Annotated in this window: 12 protein-coding genes; 9 read left to right on the plus strand and 3 right to left on the minus strand. The window is 68.8% G+C overall.

The genetic code is table 11. From position 1 onward, the window contains the following. Positions 1-293 precede the first annotated feature (293 nt). The 7 genes from purS (at position 294) to purM (ending at position 7,851) form a co-directional block, all read left to right on the plus strand. Positions 294-566 carry a phosphoribosylformylglycinamidine synthase subunit PurS gene (purS, locus tag ACWD4O_RS09980; protein ID WP_020131278.1) on the plus strand — a complete coding sequence of 91 codons (273 nt, stop codon included), beginning with the start codon at positions 294-296 and terminating at the stop codon, positions 564-566. Next, entirely contained in the window at positions 563-1,243 is a 681-nt protein-coding gene (gene purQ / locus ACWD4O_RS09985; protein WP_451279158.1) for a phosphoribosylformylglycinamidine synthase subunit PurQ, read from the plus strand. Before purS ends, purQ begins: the two co-directional genes overlap by 4 nt. Next, on the plus strand, positions 1,240-3,498 hold the full coding sequence (gene purL, locus ACWD4O_RS09990; protein ID WP_451279160.1) for a phosphoribosylformylglycinamidine synthase subunit PurL: 2,259 nt from the start codon (positions 1,240-1,242) through the stop codon (positions 3,496-3,498). The genes purQ and purL overlap by 4 nt, the downstream gene beginning before the upstream one ends. 116 nt (positions 3,499-3,614) lie before the next feature. After that, on the plus strand, positions 3,615-4,412 hold the full coding sequence (locus ACWD4O_RS09995) for a sterol carrier family protein (protein ID WP_451279162.1): 798 nt from the start codon (positions 3,615-3,617) through the stop codon (positions 4,410-4,412). Positions 4,413-4,473: 61 nt separating this feature from the next. Beyond that, positions 4,474-4,965, plus strand: coding sequence for an META domain-containing protein (locus ACWD4O_RS10000; protein WP_451279164.1), 492 nt, complete (start codon positions 4,474-4,476; stop codon positions 4,963-4,965). Positions 4,966-5,195: 230 nt separating this feature from the next. Further along, positions 5,196-6,722, plus strand: a complete 1,527-nt coding sequence (purF, locus tag ACWD4O_RS10005; RefSeq protein ID WP_451279166.1) for an amidophosphoribosyltransferase — start codon at positions 5,196-5,198, stop codon at positions 6,720-6,722. Positions 6,723-6,783: 61 nt separating this feature from the next. Continuing rightward, a complete protein-coding gene (gene purM, locus ACWD4O_RS10010; protein ID WP_451279168.1) occupies positions 6,784-7,851 on the plus strand; it encodes a phosphoribosylformylglycinamidine cyclo-ligase in 1,068 nt (355 codons plus the stop codon). A gap of 129 nt (positions 7,852-7,980) precedes the next feature. Here the strand turns inward: purM and ACWD4O_RS10015 are convergent, their stop codons facing one another. After that, positions 7,981-8,241, minus strand: coding sequence for a DUF3073 domain-containing protein (locus tag ACWD4O_RS10015; protein ID WP_307164157.1), 261 nt, complete (start codon positions 8,239-8,241; stop codon positions 7,981-7,983). 309 nt (positions 8,242-8,550) lie between these two features. After that, complete coding sequence (locus tag ACWD4O_RS10020) at positions 8,551-9,654, minus strand: Leu/Phe/Val dehydrogenase (protein ID WP_451279170.1); 1,104 nt, start codon at positions 9,652-9,654, stop codon at positions 8,551-8,553. A gap of 187 nt (positions 9,655-9,841) precedes the next feature. On the opposite strand from ACWD4O_RS10020, the gene ACWD4O_RS10025 reads away from it, so the two are divergent. Both ACWD4O_RS10025 and bldC read left to right on the plus strand, forming a co-directional pair. Further along, entirely contained in the window at positions 9,842-10,684 is an 843-nt protein-coding gene (locus tag ACWD4O_RS10025; protein WP_451279172.1) for a hypothetical protein, read from the plus strand. 680 nt (positions 10,685-11,364) lie between these two features. Beyond that, positions 11,365-11,571 carry a developmental transcriptional regulator BldC gene (bldC, locus tag ACWD4O_RS10030; protein WP_003949541.1) on the plus strand — a complete coding sequence of 69 codons (207 nt, stop codon included), beginning with the start codon at positions 11,365-11,367 and terminating at the stop codon, positions 11,569-11,571. A gap of 436 nt (positions 11,572-12,007) precedes the next feature. On the opposite strand, the gene ACWD4O_RS10035 is transcribed toward bldC, so the two are convergent. Continuing rightward, positions 12,008-12,199: a DUF6274 family protein gene (locus tag ACWD4O_RS10035; protein WP_451279174.1), complete on the minus strand. Its 192-nt coding sequence runs from the start codon at positions 12,197-12,199 to the stop codon at positions 12,008-12,010. Between the last annotated feature and the right edge of the window lie 15 nt (positions 12,200-12,214).

Below are 12,214 nucleotides of genomic sequence, written 5' to 3' on the forward strand. Positions count from 1 at the left end.
GCAAAGTATCGGCTATTACCAATTCATTTGTACAGTGCCCGGCATTGCAATGTGAAGCCCGACTAAATCTGTCCGCGTGTCCCAGGGCAATAGGGAACGCGGGTGCACCCCGGATCTTTCCCTGAAATTTCCGCGAAGGCACAGGTCCGATACCTGATCGTGATGGCGCTCACGTACTTTCCTACAACTCTACCCGCGTAGAAATTTTGTACGGGTAGTCTGAAGACACCGAAGACACCTGTTGGAAGTACTCCTGCAGGAGCCTGCTCAGCACCACACCACCGGGAGTGCCAGTGGCACGCGTCGTAGTCGACGTCATGCTCAAGCCGGAGATCCTCGACCCCCAGGGCCAGGCGGTGCAGCGCGCACTGCCGCGGCTGGGTTTCGAAGGCATCTCCGACGTACGTCAGGGAAAGCGATTCGAACTGGAAGTTGACGGCCCGGTCGACGAGGCCGCGCTCGCCCGCATCCACGATCTTGCGGAATCCTTCCTCGCCAACACCGTGATCGAGGACTTCACCGTCAAGGTCGAGTCGGAAGAAGCAGTCGCGGGGGCCGCGAAGTGACCGCTCGTATTGGCGTCGTCACTTTTCCGGGCAGCCTCGACGACCGGGACACCCAGCGTGCGATCCGCCTCGCGGGCGCCGAACCGGTCGCCCTCTGGCACAAGGACAAGAACCTCCACCAGGTCGACGCAGTCGTCCTTCCCGGTGGTTTCTCCTACGGCGACTATCTGCGCGCCGGAGCCATCTCCCGCTTCTCGCCGGTGATGGAGACCGTCATCGAGCAGGCGAAGGCCGGCCTTCCGGTCCTCGGCATCTGCAACGGCTTCCAGATCCTCACCGAAGCCCATCTGCTGCCCGGCGGGATGCTCGGCAACGACCACCTCCACTTCATCTGCCGCGACCAGAAACTGCGGGTGGAGAACGCGGACACCGCCTGGACGGCCGACTACGAAGCGGGCCAGGAGATCCACATCCCGCTGAAGAACATGGACGGCCGGTATGTCGCCGACGAGTACACCCTCGACCAGCTCGAGGCCGAGGGCCGCGTCGCCTTCCGCTACCTGGACGTGAACCCCAACGGCAGCCTCCGTGACATCGCCGGCATCACCAACGAGGCCGGCAACGTCGTGGGCCTCATGCCGCACCCGGAGCACGCCGTCGAGCCCCTCATCGGCTCCGGCCGCACCGACGGCCTCCCGTTCTTCACCTCGATCCTCAAGAAGCTGGTCAACGCATGAGCCGGACGCCTCTGGACACGGTCGAGCACGCGGCCGAGACCCCCGACGTCGAGCTGCCCTGGGCCGAACTCGGCCTGAAGAAGGACGAGTACGAGCGGGTCGTGGAGATCCTCGGCCGCCGCCCGACCGGCGCCGAGCTCGCCATGTACTCGGTCATGTGGTCCGAGCACTGCAGCTACAAGTCCTCCAAGGTCCACCTCCGCCAGTTCGGCGAGAAGGCCCCCCAGTCCGATGCGCTGCTCGTGGGCATCGGCGAGAACGCGGGCGTCGTGGACGTCGGCCAGGGCTACGCGGTCACCTTCAAGGTCGAGTCGCACAACCACCCCTCCTACGTCGAGCCCTACCAGGGCGCGGCCACGGGCGTCGGCGGCATCGTCCGCGACATCATCGCGATGGGCGCGCGCCCGGTCGCGGTCGTGGACCCGCTGCGCTTCGGCGCGGCCGACCACCCCGACACCAAGCGCGTCCTGCCGGGCGTCGTCGCCGGCATCGGCGGCTACGGCAACTGCCTGGGGCTGCCGAACATCGGCGGCGAGGTCGTCTTCGACGCCTGCTACCAGGGCAACCCGCTCGTCAACGCAGGCGCCATCGGCGTGATGCGGCACGAGGACATCCACCTCGCGAAGGCGTCCGGCGCGGGCAACAAGGTCATCCTGTACGGGGCCCGGACCGGCGGCGACGGCATCGGCGGCGCGTCCATCCTGGCGAGCGAGACCTTCGACGACGCCAAGCCGTCGAAGCGCCCGGCCGTACAGGTCGGCGACCCCTTCCAGGAGAAGCTCCTCATCGAGTGCACCCTGGAGGCCTTCGCCGAGAAGCTGGTCGTCGGCATCCAGGACCTCGGCGCGGCAGGCCTCTCCTGCGCGACGTCCGAGCTGGCCTCCAACGGCTCCGGCGGCATGCGCGTGACGCTGGACGACGTACCGCTGCGCGACTCGACGCTCTCGCCCGAGGAAATCCTCATGAGCGAGTCGCAGGAACGCATGTGCGCGGTCGTCGAGCCGGCGAAGGTCGACCGGTTCCTCGAGATCTGCGACAAGTGGGACGTCATCGCCACGGTGATCGGCGAGGTCACCGACGGCGACCGGCTGGAGATCTTCTGGCACGGCGGCAAGATCGTCGACGTCGACCCGCGGACCGTGGCCCACGACGGCCCGGTCTACGAGCGCCCCTACGCCCGCCCGGAGTGGCAGGACGCCCTCCAGGCGGACGACGCGAACAAGCTGCCCCGGCCGCGGACGAGCCAGGAGCTGAAGGACCAGGTCCTGAAGCTGGTGGCCTCGCCGAACCAGGCGTCGAAGAAGTGGATCACGTCCCAGTACGACCACTTCGTGCAGGGCAACACCGTCCTCGCCCAGCCCGAGGACTCCGGCATGATCCGGATCGACGAGGAGAGCGGCCTCGGCGTCGCCATCGCGACCGACGGCAACGGCCGGTACGCCAAGCTCGACCCGTACGCGGGCGCGCAGCTGGCCCTCTCCGAGGCCTACCGGAACGTGGCCACGACCGGCGCCAAGCCGCTCGCCGTCTCCGACTGCCTGAACTTCGGCTCGCCCGAGGACCCGGCGGTGATGTGGCAGTTCGCGGAGGCCGTCCGCGGCCTGGCCGACGCCTGCCAGCAGCTGGGCACCCCGGTGACCGGCGGCAACGTCTCGCTCTACAACCAGACGGGCGAGGTGGCCATCCACCCGACCCCGGTGGTGGCCGTGCTGGGCGTCATCGACGACGTCGCCCGCCGCACGCCCGTCGCCTTCCAGGAGGAGGGCCAGCTGCTCTACCTCCTCGGCGACACGCGCGAGGAGTTCGGCGGTTCGGCCTGGTCCCAGGTCGTCCACGACCACCTGGGCGGACTGCCCCCGAAGGTCGACCTGGAGCGGGAACGGCTGCTCGCCGAGATCCTGATCTCCGCCTCCCGCGACGGCATGATCGACTCCGCCCACGACCTGTCCGACGGCGGTCTGATCCAGGCGGTCGTCGAGTCGGCGCTGCTCGGCGGCAAGGGCGCGCGGCTGGTCGTACCGGACGGCCTCGACGCCTTCACCCTTCTCTTCTCCGAGTCGGCGGGGCGTGCCGTGGTGGCCGTCCCGCGCTCCGAGGAGCTCCGCTTCAACGACATGTGCGGGGCGCGCGGTCTGCCCGTCACCCGCATCGGCGTCGTGGACGGGGAGACGGTCGAGCTCCAGGGCGAGTTCGAGCTGTCCCTCGAGGAGCTGCGCAAGGCGCACGAGGAGACCATCCCGGCGCTGCTCGCGTAAGCGGCAGCCCACCACGAGCTCCACCACCAGCCCCACCAGCAGCACCCCGAAGGCCCCGCCCGCACCCACGGACGGGGCCTTCGCCGTCGGCGGGGACAAGCCCTAGGCTCAACTCCATGCCTCCGGCCAAGAAGCGCACGCGTGCGTACGACCCCGTCAGGACCCGGGCCGCGGTCCTCGCCCAGTTCGGGAACGTGCGGGAGGCGGTCGAGGGCCTCGGCCCCGAGCAGCTCGCACGGCCCACCCGGCTCGGCGACTGGACCGTCCGGGAACTGGTCGCGCACATCGGCATGGCGCTCCTCGCCGTCGGCCGGTTCCTCGACAAGCCGGAGCCGGCCCGGCAGGACGCCGCACTCCTCGACTGGCCGTTCGCGACGTCCGCGAACTCCGGCGGCATCGACGGCATGGCCCGTCTCCTCGCCGAGCGGCACACCGACCTCGCCGCGTTCCTCGCCGACACCGGGCAGCGCCTCACCGCGGATCTGGACGCCCACCCGGGCCCCCGCCTCCTCGCCACCAACGCCGGCGCCATCACCCTCGCCGACTACCTCGTCACCCGCACCGTGGAACTCACCGTCCACACCGACGACCTCAACGCCGCCGTCCCCGGCCTGGACATCCCGCACGACCGTCAGGCGCTCGCCGCCGCCACCCGGCTGCTCGCCGACGCCCTCGCCGTCAAGGCGCCCGGCGGCGCGACCGAGGTGCGGATCCCGCCGTACGCCGTGGTGCAGTGCATCGAGGGCCCCCGGCACACCCGCGGCACCCCGCCCAACGTCGTCGAGACCGATCCGCTGACCTGGATCCGGCTGGCGACCGGCCGGGTGACCTGGCAGGACGCCGTGGAGTCGGCGAAAGTCGGCGCGAGCGGGGAACGGGCCGACCTCGCGGCCCTGCTGCCGCTCATGTCCTGAAACCGACGCCCGAATCGAACCCAGGTGGAACCGACCACCCCACCCGTCCCGTCGAACCGGCATGTACAGGCAGAGGCACAGCCCTACGCACACGTACAAGCGGCGCACGACGCTGACCGCCGCCGCCCTGCTGCTTCCGCTGCTCCCGCTCGTCGCGGCCTGCGGCGCGGAGAAGACGGACGGCGAGCAGCCCGGCAGCGGGGCGGTGAGCGCGGAGCAGCCCGTCACCGGGGTCCGGTGGAACGTCGACAGCGTCATCGTGGACGGCACCACCCACGAGGCCCCGGACGGCGCGCACCTGAAGATCGAGGACGGCAAGGCGGCGGGCAGCTACGGCTGCAACAACTTCACCGCCAAGGCCGTCGTCGAGGGCGACAGTGTCACCTTCAGCGAGGCCAGGGCGACCAGGATGGCCTGTCAGGGCCGGCCCATGACCTTCGAGCGCACCCTGTCCGCCGCCCTCGCCGAGGGTGCCCTCACCACCGAGGTCAAGGGAGCCACGCTGACGCTCGGCACGGCCGACGGCGACCAGGTCCGACTGACCAGAGGATGAGATCCCGCCCTCCGGCCGTCCTCAATGGTGTGCGACACCTCACTCGCACCCGGGGAACGGCCCCCGCGCGGTCGCCGCCGGGGCACGTCCGATCGGCTGTCGGATCACCGCGTATCAGGTCTGACCTGCAAAAATGAGTCGATCATGGATAACGTCGCCGAGAAGTGATCCGGTTACCGGCAGGTAGCCCCAATTCGGACCAGTGGTCGATCTCGCCTACACTCGGTGGCGTGCCACGTGGTGACGGTCGACTCAGTCATGATCTGCTCCCCGGCGAGAAAGGACCCCAGGACGCTTGCGGCGTCTTCGGAGTCTGGGCTCCCGGTGAAGAGGTCGCCAAGCTCACTTACTTCGGGCTCTACGCCCTCCAGCATCGGGGTCAGGAATCCGCGGGAATCGCGGTCAGCAACGGCTCCCAGATCCTCGTCTTCAAGGACATGGGTCTCGTTTCCCAGGTCTTCGACGAGACCTCGCTCGGTTCGCTCCAGGGTCATATCGCGGTCGGACACGCCCGCTACTCGACCACCGGCGCGTCCACCTGGGAGAACGCCCAGCCGACGTTCCGTGCCACCGCGCACGGCTCGATCGCGCTCGGCCACAACGGCAACCTGGTCAACACGGCCCAGCTCGCCGAGATGGTCGCCGACCTGCCCAAGCAGGAAGGGCGCACCCCGCGCGTAGCGGCCACCAACGACACCGACCTGCTCACCGCGCTCCTCGCGGCCCAGGTCGACGAGGACGGCAAGCCGCTGACCATCGAGGAGGCAGCCCACGCAGTCTTCCCGCAGGTCAAGGGCGCCTTCTCGCTCGTCTTCATGGACGAGCACACCCTCTACGCGGCCCGCGACCCGCAGGGCATCCGCCCGCTGGTCCTCGGTCGGCTGGAGCGCGGCTGGGTGGTCGCCTCCGAGTCCGCCGCCCTCGACATCTGCGGCGCGGCCTACGTCCGGGAGATAGAGCCGGGCGAGTTCATCGCCATCGACGAGAACGGCCTGCGCACCTCCCGATTCGCGGACGCGAAGCCCAAGGGCTGTGTCTTCGAATATGTGTACCTGGCCCGCCCGGACACCGACATCGCCGGCCGGAACGTGTACCTCTCCCGCGTGGAGATGGGCCGCAAGCTCGCCAAGGAAGCCCCGGTCGACGCCGACCTGGTCATAGCGACACCGGAGTCCGGCACCCCGGCCGCCATCGGCTACGCGGAGGCCTCCGGCATCCCCTTCGGCGCGGGCCTCGTGAAGAACGCGTACGTCGGCCGGACGTTCATCCAGCCCTCGCAGACGATCCGCCAGCTCGGCATCCGTCTGAAGCTGAACCCGCTGAAGGAAGTCATCAAGGGCAAGCGGCTGGTCGTCGTCGACGACTCGATCGTGCGCGGCAACACCCAGCGGGCCCTGGTCCGCATGCTCCGTGAGGCGGGCGCCGCCGAGGTCCACATCCGGATCTCCTCGCCGCCCGTGAAGTGGCCCTGCTTCTTCGGCATCGACTTCGCCACGCGCGCGGAACTCATCGCCAACGGCATGACCATCGAGGAGATCGGCACCTCGCTCGGCGCCGACTCGCTCTCCTACATCTCCATCGACGGCATGATCGAGGCCACCACCATCGACAAGCCGAACCTCTGCCGCGCCTGCTTCGACGGCGAGTACCCGATGGAGCTCCCGGACCCCGAGCTGCTCGGCAAGCAGCTCCTGGAGACCGAGCTGGCGGCCGGTCCGGCAGCCACGGCCGCAGCCGACGCGATCCGTCGCCCGTAGGCAGCCCGTGCTGTGCTTTTTTTGAATACGTCTGCAGTACGACACGAAAGTTCTCACCGTCATGTCTGAGACAACTGGTGCCAGCTACGCAGCCGCGGGCGTCGACATCGAAGCGGGCGACCGCGCCGTAGAGCTGATGAAGGAGTGGGTGAAGAAGACGCAGCGCCCCGAGGTCCTCGGCGGCCTCGGCGGCTTCGCCGGCCTCTTCGACGCCTCCGCCCTCAAGCGCTTCGAGCGTCCGCTCCTCGCCTCCGCCACGGACGGCGTGGGCACCAAGGTCGACATCGCGCGTCAGCTCGGCGTGTACGACACGATCGGCCACGACCTGGTCGCCATGGTCATGGACGACATCGTGGTGTGCGGCGCCGAACCGCTGTTCATGACCGACTACATCTGCGTCGGCAAGGTGCACCCCGAGCGGGTCGCCGCCATCGTCAAGGGCATCGCCGAGGGCTGTGTGCTCGCCGGCTGCGCCCTGATCGGCGGCGAGACGGCGGAACACCCGGGCCTGCTCGGCGAGGACGACTTCGACGTCGCCGGCGCCGGTACGGGCGTCGTGGAGGCCGACCGGCTGCTCGGCCCGGATCGTATCCGCACGGGTGACACGGTGATCGCCATGGCGGCCTCCGGCCTTCACTCGAACGGGTACTCCCTGGTCCGGCACGTCCTGCTGAACCAGGCTGGCCTCGCCCTGGAGTCCCGGATCGACGAGCTCGGCCGCACGCTCGGCGAGGAGCTCCTGGAGCCCACCAAGATCTACTCGCTGGACTGTCTGGCGCTCACCCGCACCACGGACGTCCACGCCTTCTCCCACATCACCGGCGGCGGCCTCGCGGCCAACCTGGCCCGGGTGATCCCGGACGGGCTGCACGCGACCGTGGACCGCTCCACCTGGACCCCGGCCCCGATCTTCGACCTGGTCGGCAGGACCGGATCGGTCGAGCGCCTGGAGCTGGAGAAGACCCTGAACATGGGCGTCGGCATGATGGCGATCGTGCCCGAGGAGTCGACGGACGTGGCCCTCGCGACGCTGGCCGACCGAGGCGTGGAGGCCTGGGTCGCCGGCGAGATCACCGAGCGCAGCGAGCACCCGACGGGCGCGGAGCTGGTCGGGGACTACGCGGTCTAGGACACAGCGGAGACCCGGTCCTGGACATGGCCAGGACCGGGTAACCGTGTGGGAGCGGTTGACCGTGCAGGCAGCACAAGACCCGGTCGGTGACCGAAGTCACCGACCGGGTGGGTGCTCAGTACAAGGTCAAGCGCCGCGACGGTGTTGCGAGGAGTCCTCGCCGTCATCCTCGTCATCGTCCCCGTACAGCTCGGCGTACCGTGCGTACGGGTCGTCGTCTTGCTCATCGTCATCGTCATCGTCCTCGAATGGCTCAGCATTCGGCGGAATATTTGATGGCGATGCGCCCAGCTCTTCGGCCAGGCGTGAGAGATCTGTCCCGCCGCTGTTGTACTTCAGCTGGCGGGCGACCTTCGCTTGCTTGGCCTTGGCCCGGCCGCGCCCCATGGCTCGACCCCCTCAACGACGGGGCTCGACGGCCCCAGGTTGACACGCGTTCATGATCCAGGACGGCCTCTCCATGGAGAGCCCGTCGTAGGGCTCCCACGGTACCTGAGCCCACGCCCGTACGGTACGTCGCCCGTACCACGCGCGTGTGCACAGCACCTTTCGAGCGCCCTGTCCTTGCTGGTCAGTGGCGATTTTAACCACTTATCGGCGGGCGACCCGCCGGGAAGAGTGAGAGTTCTCTCTAACTTTCCACCGGCCGGTACCGACGAAACCCCGGGACGAGGCGCTCGGAGCCCTGGACGGACCTCACCAGCCGCGTGCCTGGGCCGCCTCGTGCATCCGCTGTTCGGCGATCCGGTCGGCCGCCGCGGCCGGCGGAATCCCGTCAGCCTTCGCACGTGCGAAGATTCCGAGGGTGGTGTCGAAGATCTTCGCCGCCTTCGCCCTGCACCGCTCGAAGTCGAAGCCGTGCAACTCGTCGGCGACCTGGATGACCCCGCCGGCGTTCACCACGTAGTCCGGCGCGTAGAGGATCCCGCGGTCGGCGAGGTCCTTCTCCACGCCCGGGTGGGCGAGCTGGTTGTTGGCCGCGCCGCAGACGACCTTCGCCGTCAGCACCGGCACGGAGTCGTCGCTCAGCGCACCGCCGAGCGCGCAGGGCGCGTAGACGTCGAGCCCGTCCACACGGATCAGCGCGTCCGTGTCGGCGACCGCCGTCACACCCTCCGGGTGCCGGTCGAGGATCCGGCGCACGGCGTCCTCGCGCACATCCGTGACGACGACCTCCGCGCCCTCGCCGCGCAGGTGCTCCACCAGGTGGTGGCCGACCTTGCCGACGCCGGCGATGCCGACCCTGCGGCCCCGCAGCGACGGGTCGCCCCACAGGTACTGCGCCGAGGCCCGCATGCCCTGGTAGACGCCGAAAGCGGTCAGCACGGACGAGTCGCCGGCCCCGCCGTTCTCCGGGGAGCGTCCGGTCGTCCAGCGGCACTCGCGCGCCACGACGTCCATGTCGGCGACATAGGTGCCGACGTCGCAGGCGGTCACGTACCGCCCGCCGAGCGAGGCCACGAAACGGCCGTACGCGAGCAGCAGCTCCTCGGTCTTGATCACATCGGGATCGCCGATGATCACAGCCTTGCCGCCGCCGTGGTCCAGGCCGGCCATGGCGTTCTTGTACGACATCCCGCGCGCGAGGTTCAGCGCGTCGGCGACGGCCTCGGCCTCGGTCGCGTACGGGTAGAAGCGGGTACCGCCGAGGCCGGGGCCCAGAGCGGTGGAGTGGAGGGCGATGACGGCTTTGAGGCCGCTGGCGCGGTCCTGGCAGAGCACGACTTGCTCATGACCGCCCTGGTCCGAGTGGAACAGGGTGTGCAGTACATCAGCAGGTGCGCCGGATACGTCGGTCACTGTGGTGACTCCCGGGTAACTAGCGGCGGTCGGGACGCAGGCACCGTAAGGGTGGCGGGGCCTGTGGTCCGAGCGTAGACCTGCGTGGCCCGCCGATCTCGCAGTGTTGCGGATCACCTTCTCCCGAAGTGCCGCCGTGGGACGATTCGCAGGGTTTCCCGGTCGGCGGAAGGGGGAGGGAGCAGGCGTGCCCAAGGTGTCCTCGTTGATCGTTCCGTACACGGTGTATCTGCGCGTGTACGAGCCGCTGGCCGCCTTCCCCGAACCCGAGCGCACCCACTGGGCGCGCTACGCCCGCCGCCCCGAGCTGCCCTCCTACCAGGACGAGCTGCGCCGCTCGCTGGCCGACCTGCTGGCCACCCCGCCGGTCGCCGTGCCGGTGCACGAGAGCGGCGACGCGTTCGTGGCGGACGTGGACGGCGTGCTCTGCGTCTGCCCCTGGCGCACCCGGCTGCGCGGCTGGCTGGCCCTGGCGGAGCTGGACGAGGAGCTGCCCCGGCCGGTGCTGGAGGCCGCGCTCCCCGAGGTCGTCCGGCTGGAGGCGGCCAAGGACCACGAGCGGTGGCTGGTGCGCAACCCCGACGCCCGTCCGTGGATCCGCACGGCGGTGTGGCAGGTGCCGCTCAACTGGTTCGTGCTGGTCTCCGACGAGGAGCGGGAGTACGAGAAGGGGACGGCGGAGCTGCCCCCCGTGCTGCGCTACCGCACGCCGATGGTGCAGGCGCGCCGCCGGGTGGCCCGCTCGCTGCGCACGCTGCGGGACGCGACGGACGAGGGACCGCTCATCGACGGCCTGGTGGATGTGGGGCGCTGGCTGGAGGAGTTCCACCCGCGTTCGCTGGTGGAACTGGATTACGGCGGCCTGGTGCACGTCCTGCCGGCCGGTGATCTCGAGGACGACCACTCGGCGAAGGACGTGGCCGACGGCATCCAGGCGCTGCGGATCGGGGACGGCGCGGCGGCGGGCGAGGCGTACGGCCGGCTCGTGGAGCGGTGGCGTTCGGTCCGGGACCGGCGCTCGGCGAACTGATCAGCGCACTGATCAGCGCACTGATCTGTGAACTCGTCCGTGAACCGATCCGTGCACTCGTCGGTGAACCTGTTGGCGGGCTGATCCGTGAACTGTTGTGTGGACCGACCTGTGATCTGACGATGTGACAGACGTGACAGCGCTTACCTTAGTGACGTAGGTCACGGCCGTGGAGCACTCGAACAGCGTACGGTCAACGGGACTTCACGGAACTGACGGGACGTAGGTCCATGTAGGTCCCGATCCGGGCTTATGTCGCAAGGGTGACGGACCGCACGTACAGGGCCCTTGCGCCGCTTGCCCCTCCTCGTGCCAAAATAGGACAAGGAGTCCGGGGAGGGCTCCTCCGCCTACTTATGCTCCACTGTGGGGGGAAAACTCAGCATTGCACGCTTTGGGGGGTCTGGTGACTCCTGATCGCCCCTGTGACTGATCGTCACAGTGGCGTGACTGTCCGCTATGGCATGGTCCATCGGCTTCCGTCGCCGATGAACACCTGGGGGGCAATTCCATCGGTTTGGCCGACGCGGCTGGACAGATGGTGTAGTTGTAGTGCCGAGGACAAGCCGTTCGTCCTATAACCGACTCGACTCGCGTCCGCCATTTCGGGCAACGCGGGTCAAGGTGCAGAATTTAGAGGAAAGAACCGAGAAGGTTCGGTTCTCCCGAGGAGGCCGCTCATGACCGCTCGCACCCCTGATGCTGAGCCGCTGCTGACCCCGGCTGAGGTCGCCACCATGTTCCGCGTCGACCCTAAGACGGTCACGCGGTGGGCGAAGGCCGGCAAGCTCACGTCGATTCGTACGCTCGGCGGACACCGCCGTTATCGCGAGGCCGAGGTCCGCGCACTGCTTGCGGGCATCCCGCAGCAGCGCAGCGAGGCCTGAACAACTGAATAACCGGGCAACACCTCAGGTCCCCCAACCTGTGCGGACGCCCGGAACCTGGCTCCAAGCGACGTGGGTCCTGCCCCAACAGGCCCCTCGCCCACGGGAACGTCGTTGATCGCGCTGGACTCCGCCGAGTCCAGCGCGATCTTTTTTGTGCGCTTGAGTCGGTCTGCAGGGCCGTATCAGGTCGCTCTGTGAGCAGGCTTGTCGGAGTCTGGGGAGGCTCTGGGAGGGTTCCTGGGGGCATCCTCCGGAGTGGTGCAATTGCACATATAAAATTGACCAGTTGTAGGAGACCGGTAAGAACCTGGGTTTCCAAAAGATATGCCGTGACACCCGTCACATGCCAGAGGTCTTGTCGCCAGTCACTCGCCTGAGCTAATGAAGACGCGGACGTCCCATCACCCCACGCGGGTAAGGCCGTTGACGGCGATCACTCGGGTGAGGGGCCGTCGCCCTCCACGGTCCCCTCAGGGGGCTGTGTACCCGCTGCGGCGCCGTCCATCGCCAGCCGCTGTAAGCGGATGCAGATCGGGCAGTGGCGGGTCAGATGCCGGTAGGGCGTCGCGGCCGACAGGTGCGCGCGGAGCAGCGCCCGCGTCTCGTGCCTGACCGATGCCGCCATGCCCCACCTCCGCCT

This window comes from Streptomyces sp. NPDC002623, from assembly GCF_053592635.1.